Source organism: Bordetella sp. BOR01 (assembly GCF_019218885.1).
In the GTDB taxonomy this organism is placed as follows: Bacteria; Pseudomonadota; Gammaproteobacteria; order Burkholderiales; family Burkholderiaceae_B; genus Bordetella_A.
The window spans coordinates 516,535-534,767 of record NZ_JAHUWT010000002.1 but is presented as its reverse complement, the minus strand read 5'-3'; the positions used below and the strand labels follow the sequence as shown (position 1 = coordinate 534,767).

Here is an 18,233-nt window from a genome sequence, read left to right as displayed (position 1 = left end):
GCAAGCGCAAACCATAATGACAGGAGACATCATGAACCGACGTTTGTTTCTGGCCGCCGCCTTGCTGAGTTCGCTCGCCACGCCTGCGGGGGCGCAACAAAATGAATATCCCACCCGGCCTGTACGCCTGATCGTGCCGGCCGCGGCCGGCGGCGCAACGGATCTTGTCGCCCGGCTGATCGCACAGCACCTGAGCCAGTCATGGCCACACCCGATGGTGGTGGAAAACCGGCCGGGCGGAGGCGGCGTGATAGGCACCCAGGTGGTAGCACGCGCACCGGCCGACGGATACACGCTGCTGATGGGCGCGATCAACCACACCATCAACGCCAGCCTGGTCAAGAACCTGCCCTATGACACGGTGGGCGATTTCACTTTTATCGCCGGAGTCGTCTCGATTCCGAACGTACTGGTGGTGAATCCCAAGGTACCGGTACACAGCGTGACGGAGTTCATCCGCTATTCGCAAACCCACGACGACCTGACATTCGCCTCGTCGGGCAACGGTACGTCGCAACACTTGTCGGCCGAAACCTTCCGCATGGCCACTGGCGCCAAGTACCAGCATGTCCCGTACAAGGGCTCGGCGCCCGCGGTCACCGATCTGCTGGGTGGCCACGTAGACCTGATGTTCGACAACCTGCCTTCGGCGGCACCGAACATCAGGGCCGGCAAACTGCGCGCGCTGGGCGTAACCAGCGCCCAGCGCAACCCCGCCTTCCCCGACATTCCAGCCATCGCCGAGACGGTGCCAGGCTTTGACGTGAAGTCGTGGTTCGGCCTCATGGGGCCTGCCGGCCTGCCCCGCGAAGTGATCGACAAACTGCACGTCGAGATGGTGCGCGTATTTGCGCAGAATGACGTGCAACAGTGGCTGGACAAGATGGGAGCGCAGGCACAGGTAACCGATCCGGCCGCCTTCGATGCGTACGTACACCAGGAAATCAAGCGCTGGGCGGAAGTGGTAAAGGCTTCGGGCGCGACGGTGCAGTGATGCCATCGACTACCGCGCCGGCGATTGGAAAAAAGCGCTTGGCGCTTCGCCGGCACGCTGGTGCGGCCTTACCAGGGGCCGCTACTTTGCCGGGTTTGCATGGCCAATGCAATCCAATAAGCGGCGCCAATTGGCAAAGCGTCATCATTGAAATCATAATAAGGATTATGCAAGGGCGGGTCATTATCGCCACGTGCCGTACCAAGCATGATGTACGCGCCCGGGCAGGCCTGTTGCATGAAACTGAAATCCTCCGATCCCATGCGGGGCCGGCAATTCGCGTCCACATTGGTATTCCCTGCCAATTCCCTGGCCGCGCGAATTGCCCGCTGCGTAGGCGCAGGGGCGTTAACAGCGACGGGATACCCCTCGCGGTATTCAAGTTCGATACGGGTGCCGCTGCTCAGCGCAATTCCACGGCAAATCGTCTCAATACGTGCTCGCGCCATCTTGCGCACCTGGGGCGTAAATGACCGGCATGTTCCGCGAAGCAAGGCATCGTGCGGCAGAACATTCCAGGTATCCCCTGAGATGAACTGGGTAACACTTATTGTGAGGGTTTCCAATGGATCCACATTCCGGCTTACCACGTTCTGCAAACAGCCCACCACTTGCGACGCGGTTACGATGGCATCTGCACCCGTGTGTGGAAGCGCCGCGTGGGCGCCTTTTCCCACAACTCTGATTTCAAAGAAATCAGATGCGGAAAACATCGCACCTTCACGTATGCCGAAGAAACCAAACGGCATTTGGGGAGTGTTATGCAACCCGAACACCGCATCGCAGGGAAACTGCTCGAATAGACCCTGCTCCACCATCTGCTTACCACCGCCTTCATTTTCTTCCGCAGGTTGAAATATGAAATGCAAGGTGCCTTGGAAATGCTTGTTTTCACTAAGGTAATGAGCTGCGCCCAGCAGCATGGCGGTATGCCCATCATGGCCACAAGCGTGCATCTTGCCGGGATAAGACGACGCGTGTAAGACATCGCCCCTCTCTTCCATGTTCAAAGCATCCATGTCTGCCCGAAAACCCAAACGCGGCCCTTCGCCATTGCATAGCGTGCCAACCACCCCGGTCTGGGCCAGGCCCCGGCTAACTTCCATCCCCATGGCGGCAAGCGCGGCTGCCACAGCGTCCGATGTTCGATGCTCTTCAAAAGCGGTCTCTGGATGGGCGTGCAGGTCCCGGCGCCACGCAACCATTCTTTGAAGCAGGGAAGAAGAAATAACGTCTGAGACGGGCATGCATTCACCTTTCCACCAAGATTCTTCGATTACGGCATGCCAATTCTCCTATCGCCTCCCGACTGCAACAATGACAATGCCAAGCAATATCGTTGCAAATTCAGCAACGATAGCCCGTGCTGACAAGAACGGAGTTTTCATGCAAAAAATGTTCAATGCACAGCGCCTCCAGTATTTTCTTCAGGTGACGGTTTCTGGTTCTTTGCGAGGCGCAGCAGAAACCCTGGACGTCGATCCCTCCTCGATCAGCCGCGCCATTGCCCAGCTGGAACGCGAGACCGGCCTACGCTTGCTCGAACGCAAAGGGCGCGGCGTAGTTCCATCAGAAGCGGGCAACATGCTCGCGCGCTACGCACGTCGTCAGCTCGAAATTCTTGAAGACTTTCACAATGACTTGAGGCAATCGAGGGATGCCACGCGCGGGCACATAGGCGTGGGCCTGGGAGAAGGCATGTTGCATATCTTCTTCCACCCTATCATCACCGATTACATGCGAGACCATCCGCACATAACACTGGACCTGGCGGTTGCGAGCGTTGATCAGAATGTCAGCAACATCGTGGAAGACAAGGTAGATATTGCCATGCTCTACCACGGATTCAACGATGTCCGCCTACGACATCATTTCAGTATGTCGTGCTCGCCCATACAAGTTATTGTCCGAAAATCCCATCCGCTGGCGGAAATCGACCGCCCACTGAGGCTCAAAGACCTTTCTCCATACAAAGGTGCAGCACTGCACGAGAACTTTGGACTGAGACAGTATGTGCGCGCGGCCGAAATCAGCGAACAAGTACAGCTCAAGCACGTGCTCACCACGTCTTCTTTCCGGGCCCTCTGGCAATTCGCACAGGCCGATCTTGGCTACACGCTATGCCCGACATCATTCGCGGCGTGGTTCAACATGCCGGACCTCGTAGCCCTTCCGCTAAGCAACCCCATTTTCAACCAAGGCGGAATAACGATCGTGACTCGAGCAGGCCGCCATATTTCGGCTGCGGCCACCTCATTATTGAAGTATCTGGCTACGCGCGTGCCGCACCTGTCCATGCACAGCCAGGCTGTCCCGGGCGCAAGGCAATCGTGATGTATCGGCGTACCCGCGGCCGGCACTCTTGCGCCGGCGCACGCCGGGTCTGGACTGTTGATAAATTCGCATGCGTTTCGGCCCGGGATAGTCATTGTTCGCATGCCGGTTGGCGAATAGCCTAGTGCCCTGAGACAAGCTCCGCATACGCGAAGATCATTATTGACCACCATAAGGCATCAAAATGAAAAGAAAACTGGCTGACGCCACACGCGCAATCGCAGCGTTATTCGCATTCTTCACCTGTGCATTTGCGCTGCATGCGCCGGCAGTAGCGAACACAGTGGCGGCTTACCCCCATGCGGGCCCTGTTTCTCTGGTTGTTCCATATCCTGCCGGCGGATCAGCCGACGCATCGGCGCGCATATTCGCCGGACCAATCGCGGAATCTCTGGGCCAGAACGTAGTCGTCGAAAACATAGGCGGCGCGTCCGGCACCATAGCAGCCAAACGACTGCTCAATGGGAAGACGGATGGATACACCATTTTCTTTGGATCGCCAAGCGAGCTGATCCTTCCCACATTGGTCAACAAGGCCATTACATTCAAGCCGGAAGATTTTGCGCTTATCCAACCAATTTCCACCGCCACCATCGTGTTGCTGACCCGATCCGATCTAGGTGTCAAGACTCTGGATGACTTCATTCGCCTGGCTCAAAAGAAAGACTCGGCACCTCTTACATATGCCAGCATCGGTATGGGATCCATGTATCACCTGATCACCGACCGTCTTGCCAAGGAAATGAATCTTAACGTGCAGCATGTGCCTTATAGGGGGGCCGCCCCGGCATTGATAGACCTTGCAGGAGGCCAAGTGGACTTCGCCGTGCTGGCGTTTCAAACTTCCATGATCGGCCTGCAGAACGAGGGGCGAATCAAAATACTGTCGACGCTGGGCAGTAAAGCACCAGAACCCTTGAAGGACATTCCCAAGGTTACCGACAGCAAGCTGCTCAAGGATTTTGACTACAGCATCAGCGCGGGATACTTTGTAAAAAAAGGGACAAGCCAGCAAGTCGTTGAAAAATTACGCCAGGCTGTGAGCTTCGCGCTTGAAAAGAAAGACGTCCGCGAAAAACTGGAGATCGAAGGACGCATTGTTCTCGATCCGATGAGCACACAAGACAACGAGGCTTTCTGGCAGCAGCAGATCAAGAGTTTGCGCGATCTAGTCGACATAGTCGGATACGAGCCCATTTGATCCGAGGAAATCACCATGAAAGACCCCGCAGTCGTTGTAACCGGCGGCAGCGCCGGAATCGGCCTGGCAATTTGCCGCCAGCTTCTGGATGAAGGTGGCACAGTCATCAACCTGGACCGCAGCACCTGCGCGTTCACACATCCGAAGCTGCACAGTGTCCAGATCGACCTGACGGATTCAGCCGAGTTGCGGGCAACGGCTGCCGAGCTTGCGCAACAATACCGCGTGACCCGCACCGTCAATAATGCCGGCACCAACCGATTGGCGCTGGCGGAAGACGCAGCGTTGGATGACCTGGACCACGTGGTAGCCCTGCACCTGAAAGCGCCGCTGATCCTGCTACAGGCGTTCCTGCCGGCGATGCGGGCGGCCAGCTTCGGGCGCATCGTCAACATCGCCACGCGCGCAGTGTTGGGGCGTACGCATCGCAGCGTCTACGCAGCCACCAAATCCGGCATGATCGGCTACACCCGCACCTGGGCGCTGGAACTGGGCCGCCATGGCATCACTGTCAATACGGTGGCGCCGGGCCCCATTGCCACGGAATTATTCGACGCCAGCAATCCTCCGGGAAGCGCCACGCGCGAGAACCTGACGAACATGGTGGCCGTCAAGCGCCTGGGCACCCCGGAAGACTTGGCACGCGCCGTGTTGTTCTTCCTGTCCCCCGACAACGGTTTTGTTACCGGACAGACGCTCTACGTCTGTGGCGGCAGCAGCTTGGGCGCGATGCCCCTCTGAAGTCTGGCTTGGAAGATGAACATGCAACGCAGAGAACTTCTTGTTGCGGCGGCAACCATCGCGCTGGCCACCGCCACCATGCCTGTTTTTGCGAAGGGCCCCTACCCGAACCGGCCCATCCGCTTCATCGTGCCGGCCGGCCCCGGCGGCATCACCGACGTGCTGGTACGTGTGTTCGGCCAGGAAATGTCCGAAGCCTGGGGGCAGCCCGTCATTGTGGAAAACAAGGCCGGTGGCGGCGGCATCATTGCTTCGCTGGAACTGCTCAAGGCGCCAGCCGATGGATACACACTTACCCTGGGCATCCTGTCGCACGTCATCAATCCGATGATCATGCGCGAGGTACCCTTCGACTTCGACCGCGACTTCGTTCCGGTGGCGATGATGGCGCGCGTGTCGAACGTGATCTCGGTACACCCTTCCGTTCCGGCGCACGACTTGCAGGAACTGGTGGCCCTCATCAAGGCAAATCCCGGAAAGTATTCGTACGGTTCGTCGGGTAACGGCCAATCCACTCACCTGGCCGGCGAGCTGTTCAAGCATTTTGCCGGTGTCGATATGACGCACATACCGTACAAGGGGTCGGCACCCGCCATGGCGGATGCGCTGGGCGGGCAGATCCCGGTGCTGATCGACAGCGTACTCACCACGGCCCCGCAGGCACGCGCCGGAAAGCTGCGCGCGCTTGCGGTAACAGGGCCGAACCGATCACCAGCATTGCCGGACGTTCCCACTGTTGCCGAGGCCGGCTTTCCCGGCTATGAAGCCTCGGGTTGGATCGGGCTTATCGTGCGCGCCGGCACGCCGCGCGAGATTGTCGGCAAGCTGGCCACCGAAATCGCCCGCATCGCCAAGCTGCCTGAGGTTCAGCAGAGGTTAAGCGAAGCGGGAGCCGATCTCTTCACGAATTCGCCTGAAGAATTCGCTAGCTACATCCACAGCGAACGACTCAAGTGGGCACCTGTGGTCAAGCGGGCGAACATGCAATCGGATTAGCCGCCTGCCGCATCGACGTTTCCCGCAGTCAGTCCACGACTTGCGCTCGCCCATGAGACAGCACGACGATATTGTCGCGTTCCTGCACAATCGCCCGGAAACGCACCTCGCTTCCATCCTGCCAGACTTCGGTGCGGATCACTTCGCCAGGAAATACCGGACTGGAAAATCGGCAATGCATGCGGGTCAGCCGCCGCGGGTCATAGCCGGCGCACAAACGCATCAATGCCCACGCTGCCACACCGAAAGTGCACCGCCCATGCAGAATCGGCCTGGCGAAGCCGGCTTTGGCAGCAACGGCCGGCTCGACATGCAGCGGATTCGGATCGCCACTTAGGCGATAGATCAATGCGGCTTGCGGCAACGTAGCAGTGTCGCAGACTTTATCGGGTTGACGCGCGGGAAAAGGTGGCTGAAAAGGGGCATGCCGCGCCGTGCCCTCAAAACCGCCGTTGGCGCGCGCGAGCGAGGCAGAATGCAAGGTCGAAACCAGCGTACCGCTTGCCGTATCGACTATCTCGCATCGTGTGCACAACAGAGCACCGACTCGAGCACCTTTGTCCTGGATCGCCGTTACGCGAGTCGTACCGCACACTTTGCCCTCAATGGGCACGGGTGCATGATTGTGAAACCCCATCTCGGCATGCACCACGTTCACTAGATCGATGCCGATTCCGGGCTGCGCGTACCAGAGAAACGGGTAGGCAAGCGCGGTCGGAAACGATGGCAGCGCCTGCAGATTCCGCTCGTACACAAACTGCAGCTCATCGGCGCTCAGCGGATCAGCTCCCAACCCGATCCCCAACGCGTAAAGCATCGTGTCCTGTTTCGAGTACACGCGTACGACGTCTGGAATGACCCAGCTACGTAATCGTCCGGCGTCAAAACTCTCGTTCATTCTGCCTTGATGCCCGCGGCCTCGATAACTTTTCCCCAACGTTCAGTTTCGCTCTTGAGCAGCACAGCCAATTGACGTGAATCGCCAGGTGCCGCTATCGCGCCGCTGGCTTCCATGCTTTTGCGTACCTCCGGTTGGCCTAGCGCCCGCACAATGGCGCGGCTGAGTATATCGACGATCTCCGGCGGTGTACCCGCCGGCGCGGTGACCGACGCCCAGGATGACATCTCCAGCTCCGGATGGCCAAGCTCGCCGACGGTCGGCACATCTGGCAAGGAAGGTAGCCTCGTCGAAGATGTCACGGCGATCGCCAGCAACTCGCCGGCCTGGATGTGTGGCAAGGAGGCGGCGACCTGATCGAACATCATGTCGACCTGTCCACCAAGCACGTCCATCAACGCCGGGCCATTGCCCTTGTACGGGATATGGTTCATCCGAACTTTGGTGCTGTATTGGAAAAGTTCGGCTGCCATGTGGCTCGAGGCGCCATAGCCGCCGGAGGCAAATGTCAGTTTTCCGGGTGCATCTCGCGCCCGTGCGATCAAATCGTCCAACGACTTTATGTTCCGGTCTGGCCTAGCCTCGGCTACCAGCGGCGTATCGAAGACTTTGGCTACCGGGACCAGATCGCGCTCGACGTTCAGCCGCTGGTTACGGTAGATATGCGGATTCATGACTAACGTGCCCATTGAGGTAAACAGCAGCGTGTAGCCGTCCGGCGCCGAACGGGCCACGGCTTCGGCGCCGATGCTGCCATTGGCGCCGCCTAGGTTCTCCACGATGACTGGCTGCTTCAGGCTCGTCGTAAGCGCCTGAGCCAGCACCCGAGCCCCGGAATCGGTCGCACCGGGCGGAAAGGGAACGATCATGCGTATTGGCTTGGTCGGATAATCCGCCGCGGCACCGGCACCGGCACCGGCACATACAGTAAAGCCGGCAATGGCAAGCAGGCAGCACCATATCGCCATGCGGCGAGACGACTTTACAGGCGCAGCGTTCATCGGAATCATTTGATCTCCTCGATTTTGTATTTTTCTTTCATTCAATCTCTAGCTAACCAACGGGCCTTTCCCTCTGGGGAAGGGCAGCAGGCGGAACAAGCACGATCCCGCGTGTATGCAAATCGGCGATACGCTCGGCGTCCAATCCCAGCGAGGCCAGTATCTCCGCCGAGTGCTCACCCAGGGCCGGTGCATGACGCCGGATCGCCGCGGGCGCGTGCATCATCCGGATCGGTGTGGACAGCAAATGCGTATCGCCGGCGACGGGGTGGCAGTGAGGCACCAGGCACTGGCGCGACTGGACCTGCTCGCTTCGGGCAGCCTCGGCCACGGTGAGCACGGGACTAATGCAGACTTCCTTGTCCTTCAACCGCTCGAACCACTCGTCTCGCGTGCGCGTCATGAAGATATTGCGCAGTTCAACGCGGATTCGTTCCTGCTGTCCGTCGTCCGCGTACTGCAATTCGGACCATTCCGGTCGACCCAATGCTTCGCAAAGATTGCGATAAAAGTGCGGCTCTATCGCCGAGAGCGTGATGAATCCGCCATCCGCCGTTTCATAGATGTCCGACCATGGGTATCGACCGTTGTGACGCTCCTCGCCGCGTGATGGGGCAGTGCCGCTACCGACGTACGTCGACAATGCAGTAATCGCCAATGAAAAGGCGCTATCGAACAACGCGATATCGATGTATTCGCCCAGTCCGGTGCGCTCTGCCCCTCGCAATGCCAGCAATATTCCGATAGTCGCCATGTTCGCAGCCGCCAGATCGGAAATCTGGGGCCCGCTCATTGCAGGCGGGCCGTCGCGCCGCCCCATCAAGCCCAGAATGCCACTGATGGACAGATAATTCGGATCATGCGCGACGACATCCCGCAGCGGCCCATGTTGTCCAAAGCCCGACAGCGCGCAATAGACAATCTTCGGATTCACTGCACGCACTGCTTCGTAATCGATGCCAAGCCGCTGAACCACGCCCGGGCGGAACTGTTCGAAAACGACATCGGAACGCTTGGCCAAATCCAGGAATATCGCGCGACCTTCCGGCGACTTCAAGTTGATCGCCAGGCCGCGCTTGTTACGGTTGATCATCATGTGGCGTGCCGAAACACCATTCAAATGCGGCTCGACACGGCGGAAGTCGTCGCCGTTATGCGTATCCTCGATCTTGATGACGTCCGCCCCGAAGTCGGCCAGAATTTGCGTGGAAACGGGGCCAGGCAGTTGTCGCGACAGGTCCAGCACCACGACGCCCTCGAGAGGCAGCGATTGCATGTCAGAAGTCCCCCTTAAGAGTGATGGTATCGGTCGGCACTCAGTTCGGCTTCATGCCGGCTATGACGCCGGCGTTCAGTAGCCGATCGACTTCGTCGCGCGCGAAGCCGTATTCGTCCAGGACTTCGAGCGTGTGTTCACCCAATCGCGGCGCGGGGCGGCCATAGTGCGCGGGGGTACCATGAAAATTCACTGGTAACGCCAACATCTCGAATCGGCCGGCCGTGGGATGCTCGACTTCGATAAGCGTTTCGTTATGCTTTACCTGGGGGTCGTGCCTCAGCGCGTGAGCCAGGTCTTGCACGCGCGCGGCTGGCACATTGAACCGCGCAAACAAAGCCAATAGTTCCTCCCCGTCGCGCTGATCGAATTCGGCCTGCAGTTGCGTATCTACGAAATCCCGGTTGGCGCAACGCGCGACATTCGTGAGGCTGCGTGGATCGCAGGCCAGGTCGCTCCGCCCCAGCGCCTTGCATAGCGACGACCAGAATTTCTCGGTGAAGCACGCAAGAAAAAATGCCACGCCATCATTGCTGCGGTAGTTGCGATACGGGCAAAAACTCGGGTGGCCGCTACCCAGCCGAGGCGGCGCATTGCCAGTGACCAGCGTCTCGCCATCGCGTGGCACTGTGCCGAATATGGTCGCCCCAAGCAAAGACAAATCAAGGCGCTGGCCTTGCCCGGTGCGTTCGCGATGCAACAACGCCGCAGTGACGGAAAATGCCAACAACGCGGCGGCGTTGAAATCCGGCATGGGCGTACCGACGCGCGCCGCACCGGATTCCGGGTGCCCGGTCATCTCCATCACCCCGCTCAGCGCCTGGATGATTGGGTCGTTGGCGGGCAGGTGCGCGTAAGGCCCATGCTGTCCAAAGGCCGAAATGCTGGCGAACACGATGCCCGGGTTGACCGCACGTACCGCGTCATAGCCGATGCCTAGTCGGTCCAGAGTGCCTGGGCGAAAATTTTCCGTGATCACATCGGCGCGGGCGGCCATGCGCAAGAACGTTTCGCGGCCTTCCGCCATTTTCAAATCCAGGCGTACACTGCGCTTATTGCGATTCTGCGAAAGAAAGTTGACGCTTTCCTCACCGATATACAAGGTACCCATGCCGCGCGAGAGTTCGCCCTTATGCAGTTCCTCGATCTTGGTGACCTCGGCACCGATGTCTCCGAGCATCATCGTGCCCAAAGGACCCGCGGTCATGACCGTGAGATCCAGTACGCGGTACCCTGAAAGCGGCTGCTTCGACGATTGGGCCATGATGGCTCCCGAATAAGTGAATCAATAGTCAAGACGACGCAACACCGGGCCGCCATCGCCACGCCGCAGGATGTAGCTGTGGGCCAGAGACGGATTTGTCTCTGGATAGTCCAGGCGGTAGTGCGCGCTTCGCGTCTCGTCTCGATTTAGGCAGGCGCTCAGCACGAGTTCGCTGGCCTGTGCCATGTTGCACAAGCCGAGCGTGTCGAGCAGCGTGTCTGGTGTTGCCCCGATCCGTTCGGCGATTTCGACCTGAACAGCGCGCACCGTGCGTAACGCGGCTCTCAGGCCATCGGCGCTTTTCTCCACCAGGCATTCGCGCTGCATGACGCGGCGAACGTCCGCCGTCAGCGCGGCCACATGGGCCGATGCCGGTTTGCGCGCCAGCAAGCCACCAAGATCCTGCAGCGTGCCCTCTAGCGTGGCCGGTAGCGCGCGCGCCTTTCTCGCAACCCGCAATGCGCGCTGAGCTGCCGCGACGCCACTGCGGTGGCCGAACACTTGCCCTTCGGCAAGCGAATTACCGCCGGGACGATCCGGTCCGCGCACACCACCCGCCAGTTCACCGATAACAAAAAGACCAGGCACGGTACTTTGCGCATTGGCATCCGTCATTCGGACACCGCCGTTCATGCACTGGAACGCGACACCGACCTCCAGCATGTCTCGTGCCAAGTCTATGCCTCGGTCGCCAAGCCAATTCATGGTGTTCGGCAGCACGCGAGCCAGCGCATCGGCGCTTACGTTCGCGAATGAAAAGAACACACCGCCGTGCGGTGATCCACGCCCTTCTCTCACTTCATGTGCCATCGCAATGTCGATATAGCGCGACACGTTGGTCGCCGTAAACGGAAAGCCCTTCTCTTCGTAGACGGTGTGCGCGTCTATATCCGGTGGCAAATAGTCCCTGAGAAACTCGCGCCCTTGCGAGTTCAGCAGCCTCGGACGCAGCCGGAACGACGATCCGCTGAACAACTGCACATAAGGATGCACCAGTGCCGGCCCCACTTGGTGGAATTCCAGATTGACCAATTCTGCTCCGTGGCGGTAGCAGATCGCCTGGCCATCGCCGGTCATCTCGGCGGTCGAGACCTGTAGTTCGAATGCACTGTGCAGACCGCCGGTCCCGAGAACCACGGACGGCGCGTCGTAGTGCACCAGTGTGCGCGATTTGGCGTCGTATCCCAGCACGCCAGCGACGGAACCGTGCGTATCGCGGATCAAGTCGACGAGCGCGATGCCTTCATCGACCTGCACCCCGGCGCGCAGCAACTCCCGCGACAGCGCCTGGACGAATGCCTTGCCGGTTCTTCCGCCCACGCCCAATGCGCGGGCATGACTGCCAAAATCGCTCTTGATCAGTTTTGGGCCCACGCCTTCCTGGTCGAACGGCACGTTCAATGCCATCAGGTCGCGGATACGATCGGGCGCTTCCTCGGCCAGCACGCGCACCAGCGGCTCGTCGATGAAGCCGCGTCCCGCGCGCATCGTATCGTCGAAATGTTTTTGCCGACTATCGTCGGCCACCCCAAAGCCGGCCGCACCCATGCTCATGATTTCGCTTGCGCCGTGCACCGTGCTGCCACCGGCCTGGAAGGCGGCCTTGGTTAGCAGGCGCACATCGGCGCCCCGCTGTCGTGCCGACAACGCTGCGCGGCTCGCCGCGCCACCGCCACCAACGACCAATACATCGGCACTGCGTTTGACGACATTCGGTATACGCATATCGGGCCTCAAGACAGCAATTCCCGCGCGACGATATTGCGCAAAATTTCGCCCGTACCGCCAAGAATCTGGAAGACCTTGGCCTCGCGGAAGTGACGCTGCATGGCGTATTCCATCGAGTAACCGTTGGCGCCCATGATCTGCAACCCTTCCAGTGCGACCTTCATATAGGTATCGCCGGCGAAGAACTTGGCCTGAGCCGATTCGACGTTGCAGGGCTGGCCCGCGGCCAGAAGGCTCGCGCCGCGATACGCTAGAAGACGAGCGCAGTCGATTTGCGTCTGCAATTCCACCAATCGGTGGTTGATAGTCTGAAACGACGCAATCGATCGGCCAAACTGTTTGCGCTCTTTTGCATACCCCAACGCGAGATCCAGCGCAGACTGCGCCGCACCGACCACGATCGCCGATAGAGCGATCCGCTCTTTGCCCAGCACACCCATCAATTGCTTCCAACCACTGTGCAAATCGCCGATCAGCTGTGTCGCCGGCACGCGCGCGTCGATGAAGTTTATTTCGCAAGATCGCACCATGTGCCCACCCAGCAAATCGATCGGACGCACCTCCATGCCGGGAGTCGGATTGGGCACCAGCAACAAGCTGATACCTTCGTGCTTACCCTCGCCCTTGTCGGTGCGGCATGCCAGCAGCACATGATTGGCCTGGACGGCACCCGTGATCCACATCTTCGTGCCATTCACGACGAAGTCATCGCCGTCGCGGACAGCAGCCGTCTTCAGGCTGGCGGCGTCGGAACCAGATCCGTTCTCGCTGAGCGCGAAAGAGAAAAAGGTCTTGCCTTCGCTCAGCAAAGGCAACAACTGCTCCTTGATCGTCGGTGGAGCAAGTTGTACGAGTGCCCCGCCAACCATATTGACATTGATATTCCAATAGCGTGCCAGCGTGCTGCTGTGATAGCCCATCACTTCCAGCATGCCAATCATGTCCATGTAGCCACCGACACCGCCGTACTCTTCGGGCAGCGTCACGGCGAACCAGCCCTGTTTTCCGATCAGCTCGACCAATTCCGTCGGAAACTGTTTCTGTTCGTCGTGCCTACGCAGATAGTCCGGTGTGGCATGCTGCGTCAAGGCACGATGCACGCTCTCGCGAAACTCGAATTGTTCCGGATTCAGATACTGCGCCAGCTCGCGGCGACCCATTAGTTTTTCCAGATTTTCCATGAAGCGATCTCTCCTTCGACTCGTTCAGCGGAGGTCAAGCGACCGTACGTTCATGTCGCGTACGTTCACGCCGGCCGCCACCAGCGTATACAGACTGGCGAGAAAGCCTTGCCCATATGGGTTGGCCGAACTGAGGTAACGTGGGTTCGGGCTAGCGACGTTCACGATCAGCGGCCCCTTCTGCTGGTGATGCAGCGTGCCGTCGCGCAAATCGAAGTGATGACGCAGGACATATTCCAGCGCACGGATACCAGCCTGTTCGTAAGTCTGGTCCAGCAGACCCAGCTGCCAGCCCTTGACGAAGCCGTAGCCGATCATCACCGTCGCGCTGCTGTCGATCAACGAATACGAATCGTCCACCGTGGCCCGCCAGAAACCATCTTCTTGCAGAGCAAGTAGACTCTCACAACTCTTGCGGAACATCGCAAGCAACTTGTCGTCGGCCGGCATCACCTCCAGCGTATCGACTACCCCTGCAAGCCACCAGCCATTGGCACGACCCCAGGCGGTACCGTCGATCCAGACGTCGATCTTGCAGTAGCTGTCTTCTTCCGGTACTGATGCATTGAGCACATGGCGGATCAAGCCCGACGGCGTCGCCAGCAGCTCGTACGTCCGCGTAAGATCCGATTGCGCCTTTTTGACTTCGCCCATGATCGCCAACGACGGTGGCACCATGTAGGCCGTGTCGGCGAAGATCCAGCCCGGGGTGCTTGGCGCCGTGGAGAACACCGGCGTGCCAGCCACTTCGACGCGTTCCTTCAGGTAAATTGGCAGCGCCTCGCGTGCCTCTTTCTCGTAACCGGCCAATACCAGCGGCCGGATGCGCGACATCGAATCGCTGATATTCGGATGGGCGACAATGCGTCCTATGGGATTCTTGCTGCGAGGAATGTTGCCGGTGCCAGCGAGAGTATGTTGCAACTGCTCGTCAAGCATGTCGGTGTGCCCCGACAGATGCATGCCATTGAGCATGGCAGCATGCTTGCCGCCTGTGTCGATAGGCTCGCGCAGGCCACGTTCAAGCATCTTTCGGACGATGATTTCCGGCATTGATAAGACTCCTGGGACAAAGTGAAAACTGCATAGGTTCGGCTTTGAAAAGGCGAGCATCCATCGCTCGGCAATCGGGTGCGACGCGCAGCGCGAAACCGACATGGGGCCGGATCTGTGTGTCGATGTCGATCCCGGGTGCGACTTCGATCAGCACCAGGCCGTGCTCATCGAGGGCGAAAACACAGCGCTCGGTGATGACTCGCATATGCGCACCCCGGGCAAAGGCGGTAGGCCCGTGCAGGTTGATCTGCTCAATGGCCAGGAGTAATTTCTTGTGGCGGCCCTCATGCTCAATGCGCAGCCTTGGCACCCCGGCGGCGTCGGCCTCGATGGCGACCGCCAACGAGCCGCTCGTCAGCGTGCCGCACAGAAGAAGCTTGCGCGTACGGAAAGTAATGTCTACAAAACCGCCGGGACCGCGGATCGCCCCGTTGAAGCGGGCCACATTGACGCTGCCGGATCCGTCGATCTGTGCAAATCCGAGCAGAGTCGCGTCCAAACCACCGCCGTGATAGAAGTCCAGCAAATCGGCCGAATCCATGATGGCCTGCGGACTGAAGTGCGCGCCGAACGCCCCCGTCTGACCTGGAACACCCATTGCCGGCACGCCGCCCAGCGCACCATGCTCGACGCTGAAAGTCAGCGAGTCCAGAAAGCCTTCCTCGGCAGCGATGGCCGGCAATTGCGAACCGATTCCCACGCCGAGGTTCACGACATCGCCTTCGGCGAGCTCCATGGCCGCGCGCCGCAAAATGATTTTTTGATGATCCAACGGCATCGGAAGCGGATTGGGCGCACGTTGTCGTGCATTGGTAAAAGCAGGCTCGTATCCGATCTGTGTCTGGATCGCGCTGTCGTCGACCACAACGGCGTCGACCCAGATCCCGGGAATTTCGACCTGCCGTGGCGGTATTGCACCGCGCCCCACCCTACGCTTTACGACGGCAATCACACGACCGCCGCAGGTATGGGCGGCAAGCGCCATGTGACGGACGCCACCGTCGATGGGTTCGTCTTCGAGGCTGATGTTTCCGTCTTCGTCGGCCACCGACCCCCGAACGATCGCGACATCGATTTCCATACTGCGGACGAAAAGACATTCTTCACCGGCCAGATCGACGCGCCGCACCAGATTTAGCAGTTCGGCGTCGGGATGCGCGCGGATGTCACCCGCCTGGGGCGAGGCTGGATCGAAGTACGTCTCCATGCCTACTCGCGTCAACAGACCTGGCGAGCGCGCGGCGCATTCGCGCATCCAACGGAACATGACTCCCATCGGCAGAACATAGGTCTGAATGTCGTTGACCATGGCTGCGCCGATCAGCTTGGGCGTATCGCGCACGTTGTGCGAAGAGGCGATCAGTCGCCGCACCATGCCTTTGCCGGCCAGGTGTTCCAGGCCCGTCGTCGCCCCGGCCGCGGACCATCCTGTTCGACATGGGCTGATCACCGTCAGGTCGCGCGGCGTCCCATCGGTGCCGAAACGTGCTTCGAGCGCGGCAAGAACGGCCTCGGTCGAAAGTAGCGAAACCACACCGCAGATGGCGACCGTGTCGCCCGAGTTGACCAGTTGCGCGGCTTTCGCCGCCGTCACGACATTCATGATGTTCAGTTCTGCTCAATCTTTGCCTGGCGTACGACCTCATGCCAACGCGTAATCTCGCTACAGATAAAGGCGTCGAAATCGCGCGGGCTATTAGGAGAGAATTCGGCTCCAAGGTCTTGCATACGTTTCTTGACTTCGGGCAGATCCATGATTCTGGTGATTTGCGCATTCAGGCGTTCGACGATTGGCCCCGGTGTTCCCTTGGGAGCAAGCAGTCCCGCCCATGCCACGGCGGCGTAGCCAGGAACGCCGGATTCGGACACGGTCGGCAAATCAGGGGTAGTGGGGGATCGCCGCTCGGAGCTGACGGCCAATGCCCGCAAACGCCCCTGCTTGACCTGCGGCAGCACGGAAACCATCGAAGCGAACATCATGTTTACCTGGCCGCCAAGCAGATCAACTTCGGCCGGCGCACTGCCTTTGTAAGGCACATGCACCAAATCCAGGCCGGCCATACTGGCAAACATCGCGGCCGCCAGATGCTGTGACGATCCCGTTCCACCCGACGCATACGTCAACACCCCAGGTGCCGACTTTGCCAGCGCCACGAGTTCGCCTACGCTATTGGCAGGTACAGATGGATGGACTACCAGGATGCTCGGCTGCGTCAGTAGCAGCATGATGGGTTCGAAGTCGTTAACCGTATCGTAGGGAAGTTCCTTGTACAAAGAAACGTTGCTCGCATGGCCTGGCGCAACGATGACCAACGTGTAGCCGTCCGCCGCCGCGCGCGCCGCGGCTTGCGATCCCACGATGCCATTCGCGCCGGCGCGATTTTCAACGATCACCTGGGTGTTCAATGCCGGTCCCAGGTACCGCGCGATCATGCGCGCGGCAATGTCGGTCGTGCCGCCAGCAGCGAAGGGAACGACTAGCGTGATGGGCTTGGATGGCCACGTTGACTGTTCGGCAGTTGCGGCGCCTGGCAATACGGCGATTGCCAGCACTCCCAAGAAGATAGAAAGAAATCCAACCCGCCGCATGCCTGTCTCCATCCATATTCTCGAATCTTGCGCATCGAAGTAATGCGTGGATGCGAAGTGAAGAAATCTTATAGAGGGGGACTATGCGCGACAATTGCCGATATGACTGCTTCCTATGTCTTGTTGTTAATTTCGCATGCGCGAAACGGCTTGTGATTAACGTCGCCGATACAAAAATTAAAGACTATTCGCCGGTGAACAGAGGCGTGCGTTTTTCGATGAACGCCGCCATGCCTTCTTTCTGGTCGCGTGTGGCGAACAAGAGATGCAACGCGCGCGTCTCCAAAGTAATTCCGGCATCCAGAGGCATGTCCATACCGCGAAGCACGACATCCTTTAGCAGTTGCACCGCCAGTGGCGGCATGGCGGCGATTTTGCTGGCCATCGAGACAGCCAGCGGCTCGACATCCTCATCGGCCACGACTTCGCTGACCAGTCCCATAGCATGCGCGTCGCGCGCACTGAAAACTTCGCCCGTAAGCAGGTAGCGCAGAGCTTTGTGCTTGCCTATCGCCGCGGTCAGCCGTTGAGTGCCGCCGCCGCCCGGAATGATACCGATCTTGATCTCTGGCTGTCCGAAGCGAGCGGACTCCCCCGCGATGATGATGTCGCACAGCTGCGCCAATTCGCAGCCTCCGCCCAGCGCATAGCCACGCACCGCAGCGATCATCGGCTTGGGACAGTCCGCGGTCGCGCGCCATAGGTCGAGCACGCCGCGCTTCATCATGTCGACCGTGCTCGCGCCGGCCATCTCTTTGATGTCCGCGCCGGCGGCGAAGGCACGCTCGCCGCCGGCCAACACGATGCAACGTACGGCTGGAACGCGTGCGCACTCACCAATATATGCAGCAAGCAGCCGGCGCACGGTCATGCTCAGTGCATTGCGCGCCTCGGGTCGATGAATGCGCAGCAGTCGCACCCCTTCTGCGGGCGACTCCATGCGCACCAAATTTTCTTCGCTCATGCCATTTGGA

16 protein-coding genes are annotated in these 18,233 nt (G+C 59.6%); 5 read left to right on the top strand and 11 right to left on the bottom strand.

The window, feature by feature from the left end:
- Positions 1–31 precede the first annotated feature (31 nt).
- Positions 32–994 carry a tripartite tricarboxylate transporter substrate binding protein gene (locus tag KW845_RS10305; RefSeq protein WP_218369132.1) on the top strand — a complete coding sequence of 321 codons (963 nt, stop codon included), beginning with the start codon at positions 32–34 and terminating at the stop codon, positions 992–994.
- A gap of 68 nt (positions 995–1,062) precedes the next feature.
- On the opposite strand, the gene KW845_RS10300 is transcribed toward KW845_RS10305, so the two are convergent.
- Complete coding sequence (locus tag KW845_RS10300; protein WP_218369131.1) at positions 1,063–2,241, bottom strand: M20 aminoacylase family protein; 1,179 nt, start codon at positions 2,239–2,241, stop codon at positions 1,063–1,065.
- 139 nt (positions 2,242–2,380) lie between these two features.
- Between KW845_RS10300 and KW845_RS10295 the strand changes: the two genes are divergently transcribed.
- From KW845_RS10295 to KW845_RS10280, 4 genes are all read left to right on the top strand, one after another.
- On the top strand, positions 2,381–3,328 hold the full coding sequence (locus KW845_RS10295) for a LysR family transcriptional regulator (protein ID WP_218369130.1): 948 nt from the start codon (positions 2,381–2,383) through the stop codon (positions 3,326–3,328).
- A gap of 184 nt (positions 3,329–3,512) precedes the next feature.
- Positions 3,513–4,529 (top strand): tripartite tricarboxylate transporter substrate binding protein, encoded by a 1,017-nt coding sequence (locus tag KW845_RS10290; protein ID WP_218369129.1) that lies wholly within the window; start codon positions 3,513–3,515, stop codon positions 4,527–4,529.
- Positions 4,530–4,544: 15 nt separating this feature from the next.
- On the top strand, positions 4,545–5,270 hold the full coding sequence (locus KW845_RS10285; protein ID WP_218369128.1) for an SDR family NAD(P)-dependent oxidoreductase: 726 nt from the start codon (positions 4,545–4,547) through the stop codon (positions 5,268–5,270).
- Between the two features lie 21 nt (positions 5,271–5,291).
- Complete coding sequence (locus KW845_RS10280) at positions 5,292–6,266, top strand: tripartite tricarboxylate transporter substrate binding protein (protein ID WP_218369127.1); 975 nt, start codon at positions 5,292–5,294, stop codon at positions 6,264–6,266.
- A gap of 28 nt (positions 6,267–6,294) precedes the next feature.
- Here the strand turns inward: KW845_RS10280 and KW845_RS10275 are convergent, their stop codons facing one another.
- The 10 genes from KW845_RS10275 to KW845_RS10230 form a co-directional block, all read right to left on the bottom strand.
- On the bottom strand, positions 6,295–7,164 hold the full coding sequence (locus tag KW845_RS10275) for a MaoC/PaaZ C-terminal domain-containing protein (RefSeq protein WP_218369126.1): 870 nt from the start codon (positions 7,162–7,164) through the stop codon (positions 6,295–6,297).
- Positions 7,161–8,174 carry a tripartite tricarboxylate transporter substrate binding protein gene (locus KW845_RS10270; protein ID WP_218369125.1) on the bottom strand — a complete coding sequence of 338 codons (1,014 nt, stop codon included), beginning with the start codon at positions 8,172–8,174 and terminating at the stop codon, positions 7,161–7,163. The genes KW845_RS10275 and KW845_RS10270 overlap by 4 nt, the downstream gene beginning before the upstream one ends.
- Positions 8,175–8,217: 43 nt before the next feature.
- Positions 8,218–9,441, bottom strand: a complete 1,224-nt coding sequence (locus tag KW845_RS10265) for a CaiB/BaiF CoA-transferase family protein (RefSeq protein ID WP_218369124.1) — start codon at positions 9,439–9,441, stop codon at positions 8,218–8,220.
- A gap of 40 nt (positions 9,442–9,481) precedes the next feature.
- Positions 9,482–10,705 (bottom strand): CaiB/BaiF CoA-transferase family protein, encoded by a 1,224-nt coding sequence (locus KW845_RS10260; RefSeq protein ID WP_218369123.1) that lies wholly within the window; start codon positions 10,703–10,705, stop codon positions 9,482–9,484.
- Between the two features lie 21 nt (positions 10,706–10,726).
- Positions 10,727–12,430, bottom strand: a complete 1,704-nt coding sequence (locus tag KW845_RS10255) for an FAD-binding protein (protein ID WP_218369122.1) — start codon at positions 12,428–12,430, stop codon at positions 10,727–10,729.
- Positions 12,431–12,438: 8 nt separating this feature from the next.
- Positions 12,439–13,614: an acyl-CoA dehydrogenase family protein gene (locus KW845_RS10250; RefSeq protein ID WP_218369121.1), complete on the bottom strand. Its 1,176-nt coding sequence runs from the start codon at positions 13,612–13,614 to the stop codon at positions 12,439–12,441.
- Positions 13,615–13,638: 24 nt separating this feature from the next.
- Positions 13,639–14,667: a glycoside hydrolase family 88 protein gene (locus KW845_RS10245; protein ID WP_218369120.1), complete on the bottom strand. Its 1,029-nt coding sequence runs from the start codon at positions 14,665–14,667 to the stop codon at positions 13,639–13,641.
- Positions 14,636–16,273: a CoA-transferase gene (locus tag KW845_RS10240; RefSeq protein WP_218369119.1), complete on the bottom strand. Its 1,638-nt coding sequence runs from the start codon at positions 16,271–16,273 to the stop codon at positions 14,636–14,638. Before KW845_RS10240 ends, KW845_RS10245 begins: the two co-directional genes overlap by 32 nt.
- Positions 16,274–16,278: 5 nt before the next feature.
- Positions 16,279–17,271: a tripartite tricarboxylate transporter substrate binding protein gene (locus KW845_RS10235; RefSeq protein ID WP_255592529.1), complete on the bottom strand. Its 993-nt coding sequence runs from the start codon at positions 17,269–17,271 to the stop codon at positions 16,279–16,281.
- Between the two features lie 172 nt (positions 17,272–17,443).
- Positions 17,444–18,223: an enoyl-CoA hydratase-related protein gene (locus KW845_RS10230; protein WP_218369118.1), complete on the bottom strand. Its 780-nt coding sequence runs from the start codon at positions 18,221–18,223 to the stop codon at positions 17,444–17,446.
- Between the last annotated feature and the right edge of the window lie 10 nt (positions 18,224–18,233).